Origin of the sequence: Streptomyces sp. NPDC006691 (genome assembly GCF_042869955.1) — a bacterium.
Classification (GTDB): Bacteria; Actinomycetota; Actinomycetes; order Streptomycetales; family Streptomycetaceae; genus Streptomyces.
Genome location: NZ_JBIAGW010000019.1, coordinates 93,864 through 115,059, shown reverse-complemented (window position 1 = coordinate 115,059; position 21,196 = coordinate 93,864). Strand labels below are relative to the sequence as shown.

Genomic DNA, 21,196 nt, shown 5'->3' with positions numbered 1-21,196 from the left:
GGAGCGGGAGCCCCCTTCGAGGGGTTGCCGCGCTCTGCCGGGAGTGCTCGTTCCTTGAGAACTGAACAGCGTGTCTATGCGACGGGGTGCATGTTGCTCCGTCGCCCCCGCAACGGCCCGGGTGATGGCCGCTGGCGGCCACTTCGTGGCAGGTGAACGTGGCCTGTCCTGCGTACCGGCTCTGGAGAAACGCTCTTGGGGAGCATGCCTTCATCACTGGAGGACAGCCCCTCGGGCGCCACCTGGTACGCGCCGCCCTGCTGGCGTCAGAGCAGTGACGATGACGCACCGATTCCGGCTCGGGTCCGGTGCTCCGTGGCAACGGGGCACCGGCGAAGCCGGCCGGTTGCCTCCCCTGTCCGTCCGGCCCGTGTGGTCGTACGGGCGGGGCTGAGGGGAGCCGGATCTACCGACTTCAACGGCGTGCGGCCCCGGTGCTGTAACACCGGGGCCGCTGTTCGGGCCGTTCCTGCTTGGAAGGAACACGACCCATGGAAATCATCGCTGCACTTCAGTCGGCTGTCATGGCCGACCTGCCCGACGAGGGACCGTCGGATGCCGAACTGGACGCGATCGAGATCGAGATGCCGCTGATCCTGGCGGAAGTCGAGCTGCTGGACGTACAGATCTCGGTCATGGACCGGCCGTTCACGGACCTGAGCGCCCGGCGGATCCGCCGGGCCCGCCGACGGGTGCTGTCGGCCCGCCGCGACCTGACCAACTTGGCCACGTTCGAGGTGCCGGGGGTGGCGGCATGAGGGCCTCACGGATGGCCGACCTGTCCGCCGCGGTGCGGGCGCTTCAGTGCCTGGTGGTGGAGTTCCCGGAGCTGCCCGCCGGCGCGGTGAGCGTGACAGACATCTGGGATGACCGCCTGGAGCTGGCGCTCCACAACGGCCTGGACGCGTTCGAGGCGTGGCGGGCGGCACTGGGCATCCACCCCGAGACGGTGGTTCTGCGCACGCAGGGCGGCGCTCAGACTTGGTGCCTGGCCGCGGAGACCGCCTATGCCGGTGCGACCGTGCGGCTGGTGGCCTACGCGCCGGTCCCGACCGCGCTTCTCGCCCGTGGGGAAGCGGTGTTGGGGGTGGCGGCATGACGGCTTCCTCTCTGTCCGTCGACGGCCGGTCGACGGGTGTCGACGGGGCGTCGACGCCCGTCAAGGTGGAGCGTTCGATCACGGTGGTCGCGGGTGTGCTGACGGTGCTTTTGACGGCCGCGGCGTTCTGGCTTTCCTACGAGCACTTGCAGGAAGTCGCCGCCCGTCACGGCATGGCGGAAGCCGTCGCCCGCTCCTGGGCGTGGCCCGCCACGGTCGACCTGTTCATCGTGATCGGTGAACTCCTCATCCTTCGCGCCTCGTTGGCGCACACGGTCGACTGGTGGGCGATCGGGCTGGTCATCGCCGGTGACGGCGGCTCCATCGCCCTGAACGTCGCCGGCGTCGGCGACAACGCCCGGCCCCTGGACTACGTCGTGGCCGCGGTTCCGCCCGTGGCTGCGTTGCTGGCGTTCGGTGCGCTGATGCGCCAGGTCCACGCCTATCTGGCCCGCCACACCCAGGCGCCCGTCAACAGCCCGTCGACGGGCGTCGAAGCATCCCTGACGCCCGTCGGTGCGGCCATCGCCCGCATCCCGGCCGAACCGGCCCGGCTCAACGCTGGGGCAGGGGCGCGGCGTGCTCTTGCGGCTCCCGTCGACGCCTCGTTGACGCCCGTCGTCCCGGAACCGGTACCCGTCGATGTCCGGTCGACGGCCGTCGATCTGTGCATGCCGGTGATCTACCCCAACCGGGTGGACCAACTGGTGCGCGCCCTGTACGGGACGGACTTCACGCAGCCGAGCACCACCCGGATGACCGCGGCCATGAGCGGCGTGGGACTGGGTGCTTCGGAGTCCACCGCCCGGACGGCCCGCAGCCGGGTCAAGGCGCGTGAGCCGTACCTGGCCGACCTGCCGGTGATCCGCCCGGCGGCCGAGGCGGTGACGGCATGACCGGCCTGCGGACCGGGTCGGTGTGCACCGGATACGGCGGCCTGGACGACGCCGTCCAGGCCGTGTTCGGCGGGGAGCTGGCGTGGGTGGCGGACAACGACCCCGGCGCCGCTCGCATCCTCGCCCACCGGCACCCCCAAGTGCCCAACCTCGGGGATATCACCGCCCTGGACTGGCATGAGGTGGAACCCGTCGACATCTACATCGGCGGCTATCCGTGCCAGCCGTTCAGCACGGCCGGCAAGCGGAAGGGAATCCAGGATGACCGGCACATCTGGCCGTACATCGCCCGCGCCCTTGGCGTTCTACGACCCCGCCTCGCGGTCTTTGAGAACGTCGCAGGCCACCTTTCTCTCGGATTCGACACCGTCCTCGCCGACCTTGCCGCCATCGGGTTCGATGCGGACTGGTGCTGTGTACGCGCGAGCGACATCAAGGCCGCCCACCAGCGCAAACGGCTTATCTTCTGGGCGTGGCCTGCCGACTCCGGCGGCCCGGGACTGGCGCGGCGGTGGGCAGAACGGGCAGCTTCCCACCGCCGTCTCCCTGCTGCCGACGCCGTCGACCTCGGAGAGCACCGGGGCGGGGCACGCGGCACAGGGCGGAATGAACCTGCGCCACGCCGTCTCGCTCCTGCCGACCCCACTGGTCGGGGACGCCAAGGGAGCACGACAGGCCACAGCACCGAACCCCCGGAGCAGTTCACCGACCCTGACGGACCTGGCATTCGCGGGTGCGCTGCTGCCCACCCCGCGGGCATCGGCGAACGAGAACCGGCAGACCAGGCGCTCGCCCTCGCAGACAGCGGGGACGCACGGCAAGAGCCTTGCCGCCGAGGTGGGCGAACTCCTGCCGACCCCTCGGGCGACGGACGGCACCAAGGGCGGCCCGAACCAGCGCGGCAGCAAGGGCGATCTGACGCTCCCTTCGGCAGCGCACCGGATTGGGGCCCGTACGCCGCCGCCATCGAAAGGTGGGCGCAGGTCATCGGCCGCCCCGCCCCCCGGCCAGTTGACGATCTGGGACGACTGAACCCGGTCTTCGTCGAATGGCTCATGGCCCTGGAGCCGGGCCACGTCACCGCAGTCCCCGGCCTGTCCCGCACCGCACAGCTCAAAGCACTGGGCAATGGCGTCGTCCCGCCGCAGGCCGTGGCCGCTCTGCGCATCCTCCTCGACCGGGCCGAGCCCGACACCTGGCGGGAGGCAGCGGCATGAAGTCACAGCCCATCGTGGGCGCCGCCGTCTTCAACACCGTGATGGAGGCCGCCGGCCACCGCTGCCAGTGCACCGGCCAGTGCGGCAACGCACACGTCAAGGGCAAGGGGCGGTGCCTGCGCGAGCACGACGGCTATGCGAGCAAGCACCGCGGACCCGTCCACCTGCTCGCCGCCCCCGCCGACCTGACCCTGTCGCCGGTAATGGCCGCCCGAGTGCCGCTCGCCGGGTTGCGTGCCTGGTGTCCGGACTGCCACATCGCAGCCCGCCGCATCGCACAACGCCAACCGGCCCCCGAACAGGCCGGACTCTTCGACCTCTGAGCAGGGAGAGCAACCGTGCACAGCGCCACCAAACACCGCACCATCCGCCTGGCCACGACCAGCCTGATGCTGGCCGCCGGCGCGCTGGTCGAACTGCGCCTGATGAACGGCTACGGCGTCCCGGCCCTGCTCGCCCTGCCCTGCGGCCTGGCCGTCGGCCTCGGCGTCGGACACCTGGTCGAGGTCCTGACGGCCCGGCTCGTCACCACCGTCTACCGCTGCCCCGACGCGGACTGCACCTACAAGGTCAGCGTCACCCACGTCGATCCGGGCGAGCGGCGCCGCTGGCAGGAAGCCGCGGCATCGCACCCCAGCCACGAACTGAACTACCGGCCCTGACTTGCACGTTCCGCTGCCAGGACCCGGACACCAGCTTTGGACGGCCTCGCGTCCGGGTCCTGCTTACTCCGCGAAGGAGTGCGTTCAGCATGACCGAGTTGAGCACTGAACCGGTAGTGGCCCCCGCCACCACCGACACCCCACCCAACCCCACACCGACCCCCGAGACGCCCGCTCAGACCGCGGCGGACATCGAGCACACCCCGGGCGGCTGGCCCGTCGTTCCGCTGGCCCTGTCCGGGGCGAACACCACCGTGAGCGTCGTGGCGGCCGCCGGGATCGCGGGCGGCCCGATCGCCGCAGCAATCGCTGCGACCGGCGCAGCCGTGCTCGGCACGGTCGCCTCCTACCGCAGCCGCAACCCCCGCCCGATGCGGGCCGCACGTCGTGCCGCGGCCCGCACCGCTGGACGCAACACCGCCACCCGGAACCGGTCCGGCGGCCTCAACACTGCTGGTCGCGGTTCTGGTTCGGCGGGGCGTCGCGCGGCGGGCGGTTCAGGCCGCGTTCCGGGGCAGAAGCGCGGGAGCTCTGGTGCGGGCGGGCTCGGGCGTTCCGGGGCGGCCAAGCAGCACGGCCCCGTCTCCCTGAACAAAGCCGCCGGACTGAAGAACAGGCCCGGTGCGGCCGGTGGCGCGCTGCGGAAGGCGTCGCAGGTCAAAGCGCTGCGCGGAACCCAGAAGGCGGCCGGTGGGTCGCGGGGCGAGAACCGGGCGCAGACCACCGCGGCCCGCCGAGCCGTCGCGGATGCCCGCCGTAACGCCCCAAAGCCCAACGCCCGCCACACCAGCGGAAACACCCGTCCCGGGGCTGGTACTTCGCGGGGTCGGGGTGGTGGTCTGGCGGGCCGAATGCTCGGTGGCGCGGGCCGTAAGGCGCGTGCGGTCCGGGATGCGGCGATCGCGAAGCAGCGCGCCCGCCGCGACGCCAACACCGGCAAGACGCTGGCCGGTCAGCGCTCCGCTGTCCGCAAGGCACCGGCGCGTCAGGCGGCCAGGAAGGCGCTGCGCCGCTCGGCGGCCCGCTTCAACGGCCGCCGCATCCTGGCCGCGCTTCTGGCCCTGCCCCTGGGCCTGTTGGGATGCGTGACCAGCCCGCTCGGCCGGAAGCTCGGCCTGCCGTGGCTGGTGCATCCCGGGCGCCGCCTCTACCGGCGGATGACCGAGGAAGCCGCCGCGCGGCGCTTCCTGCGAGACGACATCATCCGCGACGACTTGGCCGCCGCCGAGGATGCGGCCGACAAGGAAGCCGCCCAAGACACCACCGACGGCCTGGGCACGCAGGTCGAGCGCCCGGACCAGCTCACTCCCGTTCCCGAAGCACCCGTTTCTGTGGAGGACCGCATGACCGAGTTCCTGCCCGGCCAGTCCGGGTTCCGGTTCGAGGAAGTAGCCGAAGAGATGTACCAGGCCGCCGGCTCGTACGACCCGGACGGCTGCATGGAGATCCTCTCCATGGTCATCGGCCTGCCCTGGGCACTGATGGCCGTGGCCAACACCTTCCAGAAGCTCGCCGAACGCTCCGACAGCGAATTCCCGCTGGAGAAGGAAGTCGCCGAGGGGTTCACCGGCGTATTCCAGGCACTGATGAAGGCCGTGGAGGAGGCCGAGGACCTGGTGCCGACGTTCAAGCGCGTCCACGAACAGGACATCGCCCGCCACGAAGACCCCCGCAACGGTCCCGAAGCCGAGAAGGGCTGGAACGTCTGACATGACCGCCACCACTGCCAACAACAAGCGTGTCGACAGTGGCCCGGTGCTGGACTGGACTGCCGGTCACGGACCCGTGACCGGCGCCCTGTCCGCCACCACCGGAGCCCTCGCCGTCGCCACCACAGGAGCTGCCACCGGCATGCCGCCCGCCTGGGCCCTCGCGGTCGGCGCCGCAGGCGCACTCGGCCACACCGTCGCCGGGCTGAAGGTCCGCAACGCGGGCCGCACCCTCGCCTTCAAAGCGTCCTCCTGGCTGGTCGGCGCAGGCTGGACCACCTGGGCCATGACCACCGGCCCGCTCTCGTGGGCCGCGCTCGGGTCGCTGGCTGCCATCGGCGTGGGCATGGGCGCCGGCGCCCGCTCCACCGCCCTCTACGAAGAGGCCCGTGAGGACGAAGCCATCGCCGCGGCCGAACGGCAGATCGCACTCGAACTGTCGGCGGAGCGCCGGGCGATTGCTGCTGAGTGGATCGAGCGGATTCAGCGGATCTGCAACGTCACCGTGCGCGTCCTCGCGGTCGAACTGTGGAAGTCCGGCAACGGCTACTCCCTCGACCTCGAACCCCGCGGCGGCATCACCTACGACCGGATCGCCCAGTACGGGCCGCAGCTTTCGGCGGATGCGAAGCTGCCGCACGGCTGCACCGCAGCGCTCGGCCCCGGCATCCACCAGGGCCGGGCGATCCTGGACGTGACCACCGCGAACGTCCTCGCAGAGCTGCGGACCTACCCCGAGGACTACGTCCCGCTGTCGGTCCACACCGGCATCCCCTGGGGGTTCCGCACCAACGGCGACGAGGTCCGCGCCTACCTGCGCGAACAGTGCGCGCTCGTCGTCGGCCCGACCGGATCGGGTAAGACCAACCTGCTCCACGGCATCCTCGGAGGATTCGCCCGCGCCACCGACATCCTGACCTTCGTCATCGACCTGAATGCCGGTTCCGCCGGCCTGCCCTGGGTCCTGCCCGCCCTCAACGGCGAGCTGACCAGCCCGGACGGGCAGCCGGTCCGGCCCGGTATCGACTGGCTCGCCGGGACCTACGAGGAAGCGATGCTCATGCTGGACGCGGCGATCGCGATCGGGCTGCACCGCAAGCGCGCCTACCAGGATCTGATGGCCAGGGAGGACACCGACCTGTTGCCGGTGAGCGCGCAGATTCCTCAGATCATGCTCGTCATTGACGAGGGTGCGGAGATCCTGGTCAGCACCGACCGGCAGTTGAAGGCGCTTGCCAACAAGATCTGCGAGTTCATCCGGATGCAGCGCGCCATGGGCGGCCGGACCGTCATCACGGCGCTCGGGGCGACCGGCAGCGTCCTGGGCAACCTCCTGATCCGGCGCGAGGCCAAGGTCCGCGTCGCGTTGACCGGCGGCGAGACCGAGGGCATGGACCTGTCCAAGATGTTCCCCGGCCGCCGCGGACTGCGCGTGGACCAAGCCCCGTTCAAGGGCGCCGGGTTCATGGGCACCCCCGAATCACCGGGCGCACTGTTCAAAGCGTGGCGGATCAAGCCCTCCCAGATCCGCGACATCACCGTCGCCACCTCCGACCGCCACCCCCGCCTCGATGCCGAATCCGCGAAGGCCGCCGGTCCCGCCTACGCCCGACGCTGGGACGCGGACCGCACCGCATGGATGCGCGCCCTTCCTTCCGACGCCGGGATCCTGGCCGACCCGGCCCCTGCGACCGGGGGCTCGGCCGGCGGTGGGCTGAACCTGTCCGCCCTGCGCGGCGGCCCCGAACGGTCCGGGCAGCCTGGACGGCCGCGGGAGGACGAGTTGCTGCGCCGCTTCCGGGAGGAGATCGACGCACAGTTCGCCACCGCACCCGACCCGGCCCCGCGGCCGGCCGGACCGAGCCTGAACCTGTCCGCACTGCGCGGCGAGACCGAGCAGGACAGCCCCGCACAGCGCGCAGCCCTCGCAGCCCTGTTCGCAGCCGGGCCGGACGGCACGGGTGCATCCGCGATCGCCCGCGCGCTCGCGGATGAGCACGGAACCACCCGGCAGACCGTTGTCGGCTGGCTCAAGACGTGGACCGAGGACGGCACCGCGGTCCGCGTCGGGGAGGGCACCAAAGCCCGCTACGTCCACCGCGACCACACCCCCGAACCACCCTCCAACGATTAGCCCTTGTCGCTTGTCACCACCCCCGCGCGGGAAGCCTCTACGGCTCGTCGCAGGGGGCCTTAAACGGCTTGTGACCTGGGAGGCGACAAGCGACAAGACAAGCAAGGCGACAAGACAAGCGACAAGCCAGACGACAAGCAACGCGACAAGCCACGGCGGGCGCCACCCGGGTTCGAGTGCTGCCCGCCCGCCGTTCCCCGGGAGGCCGCTCGTGATCGTCACCCTGTCCGCCGTCGCCCTCTTCGGCGTCCTCACCGTCCTGCTGTTCCGCAACCGCGAAGTCGGTTTCCTCAGCGCACTGGTGCTGTTCCTGTTCGGGTTCTTCACCGCCGCGACCGGAGCCGCCGGCCCCATTCGCCGCATGTGTGAAGCGATCCTCAACGCCCTCAACCACGTCGCCTGACGGCCTCGTTGAAGGAGCCATGTCGTGGCCTATGACCCTGCGTACGAGATCACCACCAAAGCCCTGCACCCCGACCCGCTCGCCTACCAGCCCGGCCCCGCGCGAGCCGTGATGCTGCCCCAGGAGATTCCACCCGGGGTCCAGCTCGTGACCCTGCCCGGCGGACAGCGCGCCCTCGCCTACGTCCAGCCCCCCGCCCACACTCCGCCGCCCACATCCACCGCGGCGCAGCCGGTGCCGGCGTGGGCCAAGACCACCGCCCTGCTCGCCCCCACAATCGGCTTCGGCATCGCCGCCGGCGGGATCGGGCTCTCCTACGCAGCCCCGGGACTGATCGCCATGAGCCACGCCCTCTGGGCCGCCGGCGCCCTCATCGCCGCCGCCGTCATCGGCGTCCCCGCCCTCATCTCCGGCGCCCGCCGCAAAGTGGCCGCACCCACCCAGATCACGCAGAACATCACCGCGACCGGCCTGTTCGGCCGCGCCAACGGCACCATCAACCACCACTGAAGGGCCGCCATGACCACCGAGACCACGCCTGTGGCCGTACTGGCCAACCAGGCTGCCGAAGCCGTCCGTGCCATCAACCACACCACCCGCGCGCCGGGCGAGGACTGGCAGTACCCCAGCCACGCCTACAGCCTCATCGGGACGCTCGCGCACCTGTCCCGGATGCTGCCGCAGGCCATCACACAGGCACTTCAGCCCGTGACCGACGCGCACCAGGCTGACCGGCTCACCGTGGACGGCGGCAAGGACCCCGACAAGGCCGCAGCTTCCGCCGTCCAGCTCGCGCGGGTCGCGATCGGCCGTGCGCAGCGTCTCGCCGCCGCCCTCGACCAGGTGCACTCGGCCCTCAGCCCGCTCGGCTACGACACCAGCGGTGAGGAGGAGGACGAACAGCCGTGCGGTGAGGGCATGTGCCAGTGCTACTGCGTCGGCCGGTGCCACCCGTGCGGCTGCGACTGCCCGCACGACGACGACTGCGACTGCGATTTCTGCGACCTGCGCGACCAGTACTAGCTATGCCAAGGGCGGCCCCCGCATCTCGCCAAAGAACCGGGGCCGCCCTCATCCAGAACAACTCAACAGTGGAACTGAAGGAATCCAGCATGACTCAACCCACCGACATTCGGCGAGACGGCCCCGCCGTCAACATCCGCAAAGCGATCTTCAAACGCAACCATTTCCACGGCTGACAAGGAGGTGTCGCCGCCTATGCGTGACACCGTGACTGTGAAGCTCCACGTCCAGGAGATGCCGGACATCGTTGAGCGGGGAGGGAGGTTCATCCTCAGCCCAGAGGTGATTTCTCTGGTCTACCGGCTCGACCTCCCAGACCCTTCTGACGAAGGTATCTACCCTCTCCGCGCCGAGATCGAGGGGCGCGCCCGCAGCGCACGCCCGACAGCCATCGGCATGGGCCTGAGGAACCGCCGGGCCATTTGGTTTTACCGCGCGCACCCTGACCTCTGGCCCGACTGGCTCATCCAGCTCGGCGTCGAACACCGCCCGAGGTAGAACCGCCGCGTAGTACCCGACACAACCGAGGGCGGCCCCGTCTCGCCAAAGCCGGGCCGCCCTCGTCCAGCACAACTCAACAGTGGAACTGGAGGCATCCAGCATGACGCAACCCACCGACATTCGGCGAGACGGCCCCCGGCCGTTACTGCTCGACCTGTTCTCCTGCGCCGGCGGCGCCGGCGTGGGCTACGCCCGTGCCGGGTTCATCGTGCACGGCCGCTTCTACGACGGCCCGTACGTCGCCGCGTACGGCAACGGCGGCGGCAAGCCCACCATCCCCCAGCTTCAGGCCGCGATGGGCATCACGTGGACGGCCGTGCGCGAGGAACTCACCGAGGCCATCCCGCCCGCCTACACCGAACTGATCGGCCGGGCGTTCCTGGCGTCCCGCACGCTGGAGGTGGCGGCATGAGCGAGCACCTGAACACCGCGCTCGAACTCGCCCGTGCAGGTCTGCCGGTACTGCCCCTGCGGCGGGGCAAAGTCCCCTTCGAAAACTGCCCGACCTGCGCACGGAACGCGTGCGGCGGGCGGCCGAACATGAAGAACGCCGGACCCTGCGCCTGCCCCGGCCCCTGCCACGCGTGGGCCGCCGCCACCACCGACCCGGACGTTCTCGGTTCCCCGACCTGGGTGCGGACGTGGCATCGAGCCGTCGGGGTCGCCTACCACCCCGGTGGCGCCGGGCTCACGGTGGTCGACCTCGATACACCGGCCGCCGTGACCTGGGCCCGCGAAAGCCTGCCACCCACCCGCACTGTGCCCACGACGCGTGGTGAGCACTGGATCTACCAGGGCGCCATGCGCTCCGTGAACGGCGTCCGGCCGGGCGTCGACATCAAGTCAACCATGGCCTACGCCCGTTGGCGCGGCTACGGCACCGGCACGCTCACCGCGCTGCCGGACGCCGTGCGGGCGCTGACCGTGAGGGCGCCCAGCGCCTACCAGGCCCAGTGCATCGACGCGCTGCCCACACGAGCCGCAGAGGGCGCCTGCCCGCATCGAACGCCCGCGTTCCTGGAACGCGGCATCGCTATGGCCGTGCAGCGCATCAATGGGGCGTCCAGCGGCATCCACGCAACCGTGTACGCCGCGTTCTTGGCCGTGCTCTCGACGCACGGTCGGTGCGGCTGCCTCACCGAGGACCACACCGCGCGGCTGTTCGCCGTCGCGCAGGCCAAAGGCGAGAGCCCCCGGCACTGCGCCGACGCGTGGAACAACGCCCGCACGAGGTTGGGACTGTAGCCATGTCCGAGGACGACAAGACCCCGGGCCGCGAAGTCATCGCCGAGTACGCGCAGGAGCGGTTCCGCTACTTCCGCACCGCTGACGGCACCGTCTATGCACAGAAGAACGGCCACCCCGTCGCCCGCCCCATCCGCTCCCAGGGCACGACGGGGAGCCACCGCCAGGAACTCATGGTCGGCCTGTTCAAAGACGGGGTCGGCGTGTTCAACGGCACCGCCCTCAAGGAGGCGTTGGACTTGATCGAAGCACTCGCACTCAACGAGACCACCCAGAGCGTGCATATCCGCGTCGCCCCCGGCTTCGACGGCGCGACCTGGCTGGACCTCGGGCGCAGCGACGGGCAGTCGGTGCGCATCCATCCCACCGGCTGGGACATCCGCGTCCCTGACCCGCGTGAGGTGTGCTGGCGGCGCACCCAGCTCACCGGCGAACTCCCCCTGCCGGAGAAGAACACCGACGGCAAGGGCATCGACCTGCTGTTCCGCCTGTGCAACTTCGTCAACGCCGAAACCGAATGCCTCGCGATGGCGTGGCTGGTCGGCTGCCTGGAACCGTCCGTTCCCGTCCCCGCCCCGTTCCTGACCGGACCGCAGGGCGCGGGGAAGTCGACGGCCGGCCGGATGCTCATCCGCATCATCGAGGGCATGAGCAGCGACCTGCGCCGCGCCCCGAAGGACGAGGACAACCTGATCGCTGCCGTCGCCGCGGGATGGGTCACCGCGCTCGACAACCTCTCGCACATGACCCCGGACCTCTCCGATGCCATGTGCTGCATCGTCACGGGAGCCGAGTCCGTCAAGCGGGCCCTGTTCACCGACGGCGATGTCTTCCGCGCCCGCTACCGCCGCCCGCTGCTGCTGACCGGTATCGACGTGGGCGTTATCCGGCCCGACCTCGCCGAACGGCTCCTGCCGCTCCGGCTGGAACGGCCGAAAGTGCGGCGCACCGAAGCGGAGCTGTGGACGGAGTACGCACAAGTCCTGCCCGTCGTGCTCGGCTCGCTGCTGGACCTGACCGTCAAGGTCCGCGCCGCGTCGGCGGAGACGCCGACGGATCTGCGCATGGCGGACTTCGCGCACCTGTGCGCGCAGCTCGACACCGCGATGGGTCTCGGGGCGCTGCCCGCCTACCGGGCCGGGCTGGACGACCTCAACGACGATGTGATCGAGGGCGACCTCCTCGCGCAGACCGTGTTGCAGTACGCGGCCGACATGCAGCCCGGGGAGCAACAGCGGATGACTTCCGCGGAGTGGCTTCACCTCCTCACCCGCCTCTACAGCGGCGAGGACTGCCGTCCGCTCCCGAAGGGCTGGCCGACTACCGGAAAGGTCCTCTCCGACCGCCTCAAGCGACTTCAGCCCACCCTTGCCGCTCGCGGCCTGAACGTGGACTGGGGACGCACCCGCGAGGCCCGCTACATCGAGCTGACCGAGCCCGCCCCGGCACCCGGCCCGCAACAGGGCGCCGCGTTCTGACGCGAGGTCACCGCACAACAGCAAGAGGAGCACCAGGGGCGACACCGCCCAGGGTGCTCCTCTTGCTGTCCGGTGCGCAGCACCGCCCGAAGGACGTGCCGCGCAGCGGTTCCTTCTTCACGCTCTGAGCCGCGCACAACAGACACCACCCCTTCTCTTTTCCTAAGTAGAGGAAGGCTGCGTCACCTGCGTCACAGCCGACGGAAAACGGCCCCTGACCTGCCCGAACAGGCGTGACGCAGAACCCGGATGTCTGCGTCATCGTGCGTCACCTGCGTCACGCCCCGTGTCACAGACGACGAAGCCGTGACGCACCGGTGACGCACCCCGCCCGCCCCACGTCACGCAAAGACGCAGGCCAAAGGCCCAAATGACGCACGTGACGCCGTGACGCAGAAATCCAAACCTCGGACACACGCGGACTCCCGCGCCCCGGCACCGCCAAGACTCCCCGACGGGACCGTCCCAGAGGAGACCATTCCGTGAGCATCGCCACCGTGGACATCGCACCACTCGCCGAGGCTGCCGACCCGGCCCCCGTTCTCCTGACCGTCGAAGAAGCCGCCCGCTGCCTACGCATCGGCCGGACCACCTGCTACGCCCTCATCCGCACCGGAGAGCTGGAGTCCCTGACCATCGGAGGACTCCGACGCGTCCCCGCCGACGCCCCCGCCGCCTACCTCGCCCATCGCCGCGCTGAGCAGTGCGCCGCCTGATCACCTCACGCCGGGACGCCGCCTCACTGGGTGGCGTCCCGGCCGCTTTCCTGCCCCAACCGAAGGAGCCCGCCAGTGGCGGAAGACAAGAAGCGAACGCGGCAGCCCAACGGGGCGTCGTCCATCTACCTGGGCAAGGACGGGAAGTGGCACGGCCGTGTCACGGTCGGAGTCCGCCCCGACGGCAAGCCCGACCGCCGCCACATCGAGCGCAAGACGCGGGCCGAAGTCACCGAAGCTGTGCGCGAGTTGGAACGGCAGCGCAAGGCGGGGACCGTACGAAAGGCGGGGCAACAGTGGACCGTCAAGACGTGGCTTGAGCACTGGGTGACCAACATCGCCAAGAAGTACGTCAGCGAGAACAGCTACGACGGCTACGAGGTGGACGTGAGGGTCCACCTCGTGCCCGGCATCGGAGCCCACAAGCTTGAGCGGTTGGAGCCGGAGCACCTGGAGGAGTTCTACGAGCGGATGCAGAAGAACGGCAGCGCTGCCGGGACCGCTCATCACGTCCACCGAACCATCCGGGTCGCGCTCAGCGAAGCGGTCCGACGCGGGCACGTCGCGAAGAACGTTGCTGAGATTGCGAAGGCCCCGCGGCTCGAAGAAGAGGAGATCGAGCCGTACAGCATCGAGGAGATTCAGAGTCTCCTCGTGGAGGCGTCGAAGCTCCGCAACAGCGCACGCTGGGTCATCGCCCTGGCTCTCGGACTGCGCCAGGGCGAGGCTCTCGGACTCATGTGGGAAGACGTCTACCTGGACGCCGGGTACATCCGCATCCGGAAGAACCGGCTACGGCCGAAGTACGAGCACGGGTGCGGCGACACCTGTGGTCGAAAGGCTGGCTACTGCCGGGACCGCCGGCAGATCCGGCGGGAGTTCAAGAACACCAAGTCCCGCGCTGGCCGACGCACCATCGGGCTTCCGGGCCCGCTCATCAAGCTGCTCATCAAGCACAGGGAGGAACAGGCGCGGGAACGGCAGGAAGCCGGAGAACTGTGGGAGGACAAGGGGTACGTCTTCGCGCAGCCGACGGGCGGCCCGCTCATCCCGAACACCGACTACCACCAGTGGAAGCAGCTACTAGAGGACGCCGGCGTACGAGACGGGCGGCTGCATGACGCCCGCCACACTGCCGGAACCGTGCTCCTCCTGCTCGGGGTTCCTGACGTGATCGTGGACGCCATCATGGGATGGGAGCCGGGAGGTTCCGCACGGATGCGGGCTCGCTACATGCACATCACCGGGCCGATGTTGAAGAACGTCGCCAAGCAGGTCGGCGATGCCCTCTGGGGCGTGGCTGAGGAAGCCGGAGAGAGCCCGGAGCAGGGGTCCGACGACCCCAACTGAGACGGAAACTGAGACGGAAGATCACGAAGGGCCTGTCGCGGAACAGCGCGAGAGGCCCCACGGGTCCAGCCTCTGCCGGAACACGTCGAAGGCCCTGACCTGCGTGAAGCGGGTCAGGGCCTTCGACGTATTGCCCGGTGAGAGCAATGGCGGAGGATACGAGATTCGAACTCGTGAGGGGTTGCCCCCAACACGCTTTCCAAGCGTGCGCCCTAGGCCACTAGGCGAATCCTCCGCGGCAAACAATACAAGACGTTGAGGGGTGCTCGCGAACTCGTTCCCACCTCAGGGATCAGGTACCCTGTGCGGAGCCCCTCACGTGGCGCTATCTGACTGAACTCCCCCAGGGCCGGAAGGCAGCAAGGGTAGGTCGGCTCTGGCGGGTGCGTGGGGGGCGCCTTATTTTGTGCGGCGCGGGGTGCCCGGGGCCCTTGCGGGCGGGGGCGGTTCGGCCGGGGGGCCGGGGGCGGGGCGCTGTCGGCGGGCCCGGTTGTCAGTGGGCCCCGATAACCTCGTATGCGTGTCGTCCCTTGCGCTGTACCGCCGCTACCGCCCCGAGTCCTTCGCCGAGGTCATCGGGCAGGAGCATGTCACCGACCCGTTGCAGCAGGCGCTGCGGAACAACCGGGTCAATCACGCGTACCTGTTCAGCGGGCCGCGCGGCTGTGGCAAGACGACCAGCGCCCGGATCCTGGCCCGGTGTCTGAACTGCGAGCAGGGGCCGACGCCCACCCCGTGCGGTGAGTGCCAGTCCTGCCGGGACCTCGCGCGCAACGGTCCGGGTTCCATCGACGTGATCGAGATCGACGCGGCTTCGCACGGTGGCGTGGACGACGCCCGTGAGCTGCGCGAGAAGGCCTTCTTCGGCCCCGCGTCCAGCCGCTACAAGATCTACATCATCGACGAGGCCCACATGGTGACCTCGGCCGGCTTCAACGCCCTGCTGAAGGTCGTCGAGGAGCCGCCGGAGCACCTCAAGTTCATCTTCGCCACCACCGAGCCCGAGAAGGTCATCGGGACGATCCGCTCGCGTACGCACCACTATCCGTTCCGCCTCGTGCCGCCCGGCACGCTGCGGGACTACCTCGGCGAGGTCTGCGGGCACGAGGGCATCCCCATCGAGGACGGGGTGCTGCCGCTGGTCGTGCGCGCCGGCGCCGGATCCGTGCGGGACTCGATGTCCGTCATGGACCAGCTGCTGGCCGGTGCCGCCGACGACGGTGTGACGTACGCCATGGCCACCGCCCTGCTCGGCTACACCGACACCTCGCTGCTCGACTCCGTGGTCGACGCCTTCGCGTCGGGTGACGGGGCCGCCGCCTTCGAGGTCGTCGAGCGGGTCATCGAGGGCGGCAACGACCCGCGCCGCTTCGTCGCCGACCTCCTGGAGCGGCTGCGCGACCTGGTGATCCTGGCCGCCGTTCCGGACGCGGGGGAGAAGGGGCTCATCGACGCCCCGGCCGATGTCGTGGAGCGGATGCAGGCGCAGGCCTCCGTGTTCGGCGCGGCCGAGCTGAGCCGGGCCGCCGACCTCGTCAACGCCGGGCTCACCGAGATGCGCGGGGCCACCTCGCCCCGGCTCCAGCTCGAATTGATCTGTGCCCGCGTGCTGCTGCCCGCCGCGTACGACGACGAGCGCTCGTTGCAGGCGCGGCTCGACCGGCTGGAGCGCGGGGTCAACTTCCAGGCGGCGCCCGCCGGCGGGCCCGCCCTGGGGTACGTGCCCGGGCCCGAGGCGCATGCGCCGATGCAGGGCGGTCCTGGCGGGCCCGAGGGAGCTCGGGCCGCGGTGCGGGGCGCGGGGGCCGGGGGGCCGGGGCCGATGGGCGGGCCCGCCCAGCCGGGGCCCGCTGCTCCGCCGGTGCCGCAGGCCCCCGCGCCCGCGGCCCAGCCCGCCGCGCAGGCCCCCTCCGCCCAGCCGCAGCCTGCCCAGCCGCAGCCCGCCCAGCCCGCCCAGCAGAGCCCCGCCGGGGCCTGGCCGTCGGCCGCCGCGCCCGGGCAGGGCGGCGGCCAGCGCCCGGGTGCCTGGCCCGGAGCCGCCGCCCCCGCCTCCGCCCCCTCGGCGGGCGCCTGGCCCACCGCGGCCGCCGCGTCCGCCCCCGCCCCCGCCCCCGCCCCGGTCGCACCGGAGCCCGCTCCGGCCGCGCAGGCCGCCGCCCCCGCCCCGGGCGGCCAGGGCAACGCGATGCAGGTGCGCACCATGTGGCCGGACATTCTGGAGGCCGTCAAGAACAAGCGGCGCTTCACCTGGATCCTGCTCAGTCAGAACGCGCAGGTGGCCGGCTTCGACGGCACCACCGTGCAGCTCGGCTTCATCAACGCCGGCGCCCGGGACAACTTCGCGAGCAGTGGCAGCGAGGACGTGCTGCGCAGTGTGCTCTCCGAGCGGTTCGGGGTGCAGTGGAAGGTCGAGGCGATCATCGACCCGTCGGGCGGCACCCAGCCCCCGCCCGCGGCGGGCAACTTCGGCGGCGCCGCTCCCAGGCCCCCCGCCCCGCCCGTCCACCAGCCCCAGCAGCATCAGCAGCCCCAACAACACCAGCCCCAGCAGGACCAGTCCAGCCAGTCTCAGCAGCACCAGCCGCCGCAGGCGTCCTCGGGGGCCGCCCGGTCCGCATCCGCGACCCCGGCCGCGTCCGCACCCGTACCGCAGTCGCAGCAGTCGCCCCGGGCCAACGCTCCCGCCCGCGAGGAGGAGCCTCCGCCGCCCCCGGTCCGGCTGGAGGACGATGTTCCGGAGGACGACGATCCGGACCTGGTGGACAACGCGCTGTCCGGGCACGACCTGATCGTGCGCGAGCTCGGGGCGACCGTGGTGGAGGAATATACGAACGAGGGCTGAGCGTCCGCCTGGTGACCCGCACAAGGGTCACCCCGTCGCGGCGGCTAGGCTGGCCGGCGTGAAGGTCCTTGTCATCGGCGGCGGTGCTCGCGAGCACGCCCTGTGCCGTTCCCTGTCCCTCGACCCCGACGTGACGGCGCTGCACTGCGCCCCCGGCAACGCCGGGATCGCGGAGGTCGCCGAGCTCCACCCCGTGGACCAGATGGACGGGGACGCGGTCGCCCGCCTCGCCGTCGAGCTGGGCAGCGAGCTGGTCGTGGTCGGGCCCGAGGCCCCCCTTGTCGCCGGGGTCGCCGACGCCGTGCGCGCCGCAGGCATCCCCTGCTTCGGCCCCTCGAAGGAGGCCGCGCAGCTGGAGGGCTCCAAGGCCTTCGCCAAGGACGTGATGGCGGCGGCGAGCGTGCCCACCGCCCGTTCGTACGTCTGCACCACCCCCGAGGAGATCGACGAGGCGCTGGACGCCTTCGGGGCCCCGTACGTGGTGAAGGACGACGGTCTCGCGGCCGGCAAGGGCGTCGTCGTCACGGACGATCTCGCCGCGGCCCGCGCACACGCGCTCGCCTGCGAGCGCGTCGTGATCGAGGAGTTCCTCGACGGTCCCGAGGTCTCCCTCTTCGCGATCACCGACGGCGTCACCGTCCTGCCGCTCCAGCCCGCGCAGGACTTCAAGCGCGCGCTCGACGGCGACGAGGGCCCCAACACCGGTGGCATGGGCGCCTATTCACCGCTCCCGTGGGCGGACCCGAAGCTCGTCGAGGAGGTCATGGAGAGTGTGCTCCAGCCGACCGTCGACGAACTGCGGCGCCGCGGCACGCCGTTCTCCGGCCTGCTGTACGCGGGCCTCGCGATCACCTCGCGCGGGGTGCGGGTCATCGAGTTCAACGCGCGCTTCGGCGACCCCGAGACCCAGGTCGTCCTGGCCCGGCTCCAGACCCCGCTCGCGGGCGTCCTGTTCCATTCGGCCAACGGCACCCTCGATGTCCAGCCCCCGCTGGCCTGGCGTGACGACGCCGCCGTCACCGTGGTCATCGCCTCGCACAACTACCCCGCCACGCCGCGCACCGGCGACCCGATCGAGGGCCTGGCCGAGGTCGCGGACCAGGACGCGCCGACGGCGTACGTCCTGCACGCCGGGACCCGCCGGGACGGTGACGCGGTGGTCAGCGCGGGCGGCCGGGTCCTCTCGGTCACCGCGACCGGCCACGATCTGACGCAGGCCCGCGAGCGGGCGTACGCGGCGGTCGGCCGCATCAGCCTCGACGGCTCGCAGCACCGCACGGACATCGCCCGCGAGGCGGCCGAGGGCCGGGCCTGACGCGGTCGCGACCCCCGGGGGCCCGGGTGCCCGGGTGCCCGCCACCTTCACGGTGTCTGTGCTGCCCGGGTGCCCATCACCTTCACGCCGTCCGTGCTGCCCGGGTACCCGCACCCTCAAGCGGTTCCAGGCCCCCGGCCCCAGGCCCCCGGCCCCAGGCCCCCGGCCCCCGCGCTCCCAACCCTCGGGCCCTCGGCCACCCCGGCCCGCGTTCCCCCCTCCCCGGCGCCCCGCACTCTCAAGCGGCCCGCGCCGCCCGGGTGTCCTCACCCCGAGCGGTCCGAGCGGTCCGAATGACCGCACGCGACCCCGAGGGACCCCAAGGGATCCCAAGGGACCCCAATCGAACCGCGAACACCCGCACCTTTACCCAAAGCCATTCCATCGAGTGACGGTCGCCCCATCGGGATGACTCCTGCCGGGGCCCCAACTAGGGTGCGGCGAGGGCGTTGCGGCACTTGGCCCACCGGCATTGCGATGTCAGTGGGCGGTGCCACAGTGGGGGAGTGAGCAAAGCCGTCGCAGGGCAGAGGGGGTGAGGTCCGGCCGTGTCCGATACCGGAATGGGTGCAGAGGCGGGCGCGCAGCACGCGCGTTCGCGGGCTCTCGCCGTGCTGCGCGTCCGTAGCAGGGCGCTGGCCGTGGCCCTGCTGCCGGCGGCCGTCGCCGTCGTGCTGATCGTCGCCGCCGCGCAGGGCCGGATCGAGGGCAGTGGCTGGGGCGCCGCGTGCTGGGCGGTCACCGCCGCCGCGCTGCTGGTGCTGCTGCTCGCGGCCGTCGTCGGAGCCGTGATCGTACGGGCCAGACCGGCCCTCTCCCCGACGGTGGATCTCGCCGAATCGTCCGCCCCCGATCTGTATCGCCTGGTCAGAGACTTGGCCGAGCGCCTCGATGTGCCGCCGCCCTCGGCGATAGCCCTGACTCCGGACTGCGACAGCTGGCTGGAGGACCGTACCCATCCGGCGCATGCCGGGAGGGGGGCGATGCCCGCGCGCTTCATACGCGGCGCCGATGCGGACACCGCGCCGACTGCGCGCACCCCGCATCCCCCGCGCACCCCGCGTGCCGGGCGGGCGCCGGTCGCGCCGGTCCTGGTCATCGGCTCGCCCTTCATGTGGTGGATGCGCGTCGGCGAGCTCCGCGCCATCCTCGCCCCGGTCGTCGCCGGAACGGGCCCCTCCGCCCATCCGGACATAGCGGCCGCCCGCCGTTTCGTACGGGGTCTGGACGCGGCGGTGGGCCTCGCCGCGCGGCCCGGGCTCGACCCGGTGCGCCGGCTCGCCTTCGGCTTCGTCGCCACCGTCGCCCGGGTGCTCCTGCGGGGGTGCCGGGTGCACGCCGCCGAGATGGAGCGGGGCGTCGCGGTCGCCGCTTCCGAGCGCGCCCAGACGGTGGACTACGGGGTACGCATCGTGGCCCAGGAGCAGGTCGGGCTCGCCTACGCGGGCTGGGACCGGCTGCTGACCCGGGTCGCGCTGCCCGCCTGGCGGATGGGCCGTTGGCCCTCCCGTCTGGACGCGGGCGTGGTCTCCGCGCTGACCGAGCTGTCCCGGCGCGACCGGCTGGCCGAGGGCTACACCTCCCGGCTCGGCGAGCGTCCGGCCTGCGACCTCCTGGAGGAGCCCGGCGCCGCCGACGAGGCGACCTCGCTGCTCGCGGCCCGGCTGTTCCACGGGGGCCCCGCGGAGCCGGGCCCCGACTGGGCGCCGGTCGACTGGGCCGCGTATCCGGAGGAGGTCGTGGACCGCAAGTGGCGCAGCGAGGCCGCCCGGCTGCACCGGGTCCTGGACACGCTGGGCGGGCGACGCGACGCGGAGTCCGCGGCGCCCACCCTGGCCCGGGTCATCGACCACCTCGCCGGGACGGACGGCGAGGCCGCCGACCGTCTCGCCGCCCGCATCGCGGCGGAGGTGGCCGGCGAGGAGGCCGCGTCCGCGCCGCCCGCGCCCGGCCCCGAGGCCTGGGGCATCGACGCGGTGCCGCTCCTTCCGCTCCAACCGCCGCGCACAGGACGGGAGTTGCTGGCCGACCACGTGACGGCGATGGTCTGCTGCGCCGCGGTCGACACGGCGGGCGCCCTGCCCGGGCTCGACTGGCTGGACGGCCCCTCGCTGCTCATCGACGAGGTGCGCCGCTCGGACCTGGCGTCCCCGGTGCTCGCCCTCGTCGAGGAGGGCGACCCGGACGAACTGCGCGGCTGGCTGTCCTCCGTGGGCATCCGCCCGGAGAAGCCGGTCCGCCTCGTCTGAGGGCGCGCACCGCCGCCCGCTCCCCGATCCGGACCCTCGCCCCCGGCCGGGGAGCCGTCCCGTCCCTTGAACACCGGGCCGCCCCCACCCCGGCCAGGAATCCACCCCTCCCCGAGCCGGACCACCACCCCGCCACCCCGGCCAGGGATCCGCCCGTCCCCGAGCCGGACCACCACCCCGCCACCCCGGCCAGGGATCCGCCCCTCCCCGAGCCGGACCACCCCCCACCCCCCGGCCGGGGATCCGCCCCGCTCCCCGGACAAACCGCCCCGGGCAGCCGCCGCCCCACCCCCAACAGCACTCCCAGTAGGGCGAGTTCGCCCTAGATATCCGGAACGTCGTGTTCCCCTTAACGTC

General features: G+C 71.7%; 19 protein-coding genes, 1 tRNA gene, 1 other RNA gene and 1 pseudogene. 21 read left to right on the top strand and 1 reads right to left on the bottom strand.

Annotation, left to right across the window (positions count from 1 at the left end; all coding sequences use genetic code 11):
* Positions 1–491 precede the first annotated feature (491 nt).
* From ACFYNP_RS31215 to ACFYNP_RS31135, 17 genes and pseudogenes are all read left to right on the top strand, one after another.
* Entirely contained in the window at positions 492–758 is a 267-nt protein-coding gene (locus ACFYNP_RS31215; protein ID WP_388790208.1) for a DUF6284 family protein, read from the top strand.
* Positions 755–1,099 (top strand): hypothetical protein, encoded by a 345-nt coding sequence (locus ACFYNP_RS31210; RefSeq protein ID WP_388790205.1) that lies wholly within the window; start codon positions 755–757, stop codon positions 1,097–1,099. Before ACFYNP_RS31215 ends, ACFYNP_RS31210 begins: the two co-directional genes overlap by 4 nt.
* Entirely contained in the window at positions 1,096–1,995 is a 900-nt protein-coding gene (locus ACFYNP_RS31205; RefSeq protein WP_388790202.1) for a DUF2637 domain-containing protein, read from the top strand. The genes ACFYNP_RS31210 and ACFYNP_RS31205 overlap by 4 nt, the downstream gene beginning before the upstream one ends.
* On the top strand, positions 1,992–3,212 hold the full coding sequence (locus ACFYNP_RS31200; RefSeq protein WP_388790200.1) for a DNA cytosine methyltransferase: 1,221 nt from the start codon (positions 1,992–1,994) through the stop codon (positions 3,210–3,212). Before ACFYNP_RS31205 ends, ACFYNP_RS31200 begins: the two co-directional genes overlap by 4 nt.
* The gene (locus ACFYNP_RS31195; RefSeq protein ID WP_388790197.1) at positions 3,209–3,535 is read left to right on the top strand and encodes a hypothetical protein; all 327 of its coding nucleotides are present in this window, start codon (positions 3,209–3,211) and stop codon (positions 3,533–3,535) included. The genes ACFYNP_RS31200 and ACFYNP_RS31195 overlap by 4 nt, the downstream gene beginning before the upstream one ends.
* A gap of 15 nt (positions 3,536–3,550) precedes the next feature.
* Positions 3,551–3,874: a hypothetical protein gene (locus ACFYNP_RS31190; protein WP_388790194.1), complete on the top strand. Its 324-nt coding sequence runs from the start codon at positions 3,551–3,553 to the stop codon at positions 3,872–3,874.
* A gap of 89 nt (positions 3,875–3,963) precedes the next feature.
* On the top strand, positions 3,964–5,583 hold the full coding sequence (locus ACFYNP_RS31185; protein ID WP_388790191.1) for a hypothetical protein: 1,620 nt from the start codon (positions 3,964–3,966) through the stop codon (positions 5,581–5,583).
* Position 5,584: 1 nt separating this feature from the next.
* Positions 5,585–7,717 (top strand): hypothetical protein, encoded by a 2,133-nt coding sequence (locus tag ACFYNP_RS31180; RefSeq protein ID WP_388790189.1) that lies wholly within the window; start codon positions 5,585–5,587, stop codon positions 7,715–7,717.
* A 211-nt stretch (positions 7,718–7,928) separates the two neighbouring features.
* Positions 7,929–8,120, top strand: coding sequence for a hypothetical protein (locus ACFYNP_RS31175; protein WP_388790186.1), 192 nt, complete (start codon positions 7,929–7,931; stop codon positions 8,118–8,120).
* A 24-nt stretch (positions 8,121–8,144) separates the two neighbouring features.
* On the top strand, positions 8,145–8,630 hold the full coding sequence (locus ACFYNP_RS31170; RefSeq protein WP_388790183.1) for a hypothetical protein: 486 nt from the start codon (positions 8,145–8,147) through the stop codon (positions 8,628–8,630).
* Between the two features lie 9 nt (positions 8,631–8,639).
* Positions 8,640–9,143 carry a hypothetical protein gene (locus ACFYNP_RS31165; protein ID WP_388790180.1) on the top strand — a complete coding sequence of 168 codons (504 nt, stop codon included), beginning with the start codon at positions 8,640–8,642 and terminating at the stop codon, positions 9,141–9,143.
* Between the two features lie 195 nt (positions 9,144–9,338).
* The gene (locus tag ACFYNP_RS31160) at positions 9,339–9,641 is read left to right on the top strand and encodes a hypothetical protein (RefSeq protein ID WP_388790177.1); all 303 of its coding nucleotides are present in this window, start codon (positions 9,339–9,341) and stop codon (positions 9,639–9,641) included.
* A gap of 214 nt (positions 9,642–9,855) precedes the next feature.
* Positions 9,856–10,056, top strand: a pseudogene (locus tag ACFYNP_RS31155) (DNA methylase); the annotation flags it as partial.
* Complete coding sequence (locus ACFYNP_RS31150) at positions 10,053–10,889, top strand: bifunctional DNA primase/polymerase (RefSeq protein ID WP_388790174.1); 837 nt, start codon at positions 10,053–10,055, stop codon at positions 10,887–10,889. The pseudogene ACFYNP_RS31155 and the gene ACFYNP_RS31150, both read left to right, overlap by 4 nt.
* Before the next feature lie 2 nt (positions 10,890–10,891).
* Positions 10,892–12,367 carry an ATP-binding protein gene (locus tag ACFYNP_RS31145; protein ID WP_388790172.1) on the top strand — a complete coding sequence of 492 codons (1,476 nt, stop codon included), beginning with the start codon at positions 10,892–10,894 and terminating at the stop codon, positions 12,365–12,367.
* Positions 12,368–12,849: 482 nt separating this feature from the next.
* Positions 12,850–13,083, top strand: coding sequence for a helix-turn-helix domain-containing protein (locus ACFYNP_RS31140; protein WP_388790169.1), 234 nt, complete (start codon positions 12,850–12,852; stop codon positions 13,081–13,083).
* A 75-nt stretch (positions 13,084–13,158) separates the two neighbouring features.
* Entirely contained in the window at positions 13,159–14,433 is a 1,275-nt protein-coding gene (locus ACFYNP_RS31135) for a tyrosine-type recombinase/integrase (RefSeq protein WP_388790272.1), read from the top strand.
* 147 nt (positions 14,434–14,580) lie between these two features.
* Here the strand turns inward: ACFYNP_RS31135 and ACFYNP_RS31130 are convergent.
* Positions 14,581–14,668, bottom strand: a tRNA-Ser gene (locus tag ACFYNP_RS31130).
* 72 nt (positions 14,669–14,740) lie between these two features.
* On the opposite strand from ACFYNP_RS31130, the gene ffs reads away from it, so the two are divergent.
* The 4 genes from ffs to ACFYNP_RS31110 all read left to right on the top strand — a co-directional run bounded on the left by ffs (position 14,741) and on the right by ACFYNP_RS31110 (position 20,839).
* Positions 14,741–14,835, top strand: an RNA gene (gene ffs, locus ACFYNP_RS31125) — signal recognition particle sRNA small type.
* A 118-nt stretch (positions 14,836–14,953) separates the two neighbouring features.
* On the top strand, positions 14,954–17,275 hold the full coding sequence (locus ACFYNP_RS31120; RefSeq protein WP_388790166.1) for a DNA polymerase III subunit gamma and tau: 2,322 nt from the start codon (positions 14,954–14,956) through the stop codon (positions 17,273–17,275).
* Between the two features lie 58 nt (positions 17,276–17,333).
* On the top strand, positions 17,334–18,590 hold the full coding sequence (gene purD / locus ACFYNP_RS31115) for a phosphoribosylamine--glycine ligase (RefSeq protein ID WP_388418986.1): 1,257 nt from the start codon (positions 17,334–17,336) through the stop codon (positions 18,588–18,590).
* A 563-nt stretch (positions 18,591–19,153) separates the two neighbouring features.
* Entirely contained in the window at positions 19,154–20,839 is a 1,686-nt protein-coding gene (locus ACFYNP_RS31110) for a hypothetical protein (RefSeq protein WP_388790164.1), read from the top strand.
* Positions 20,840–21,196 lie beyond the last annotated feature (357 nt).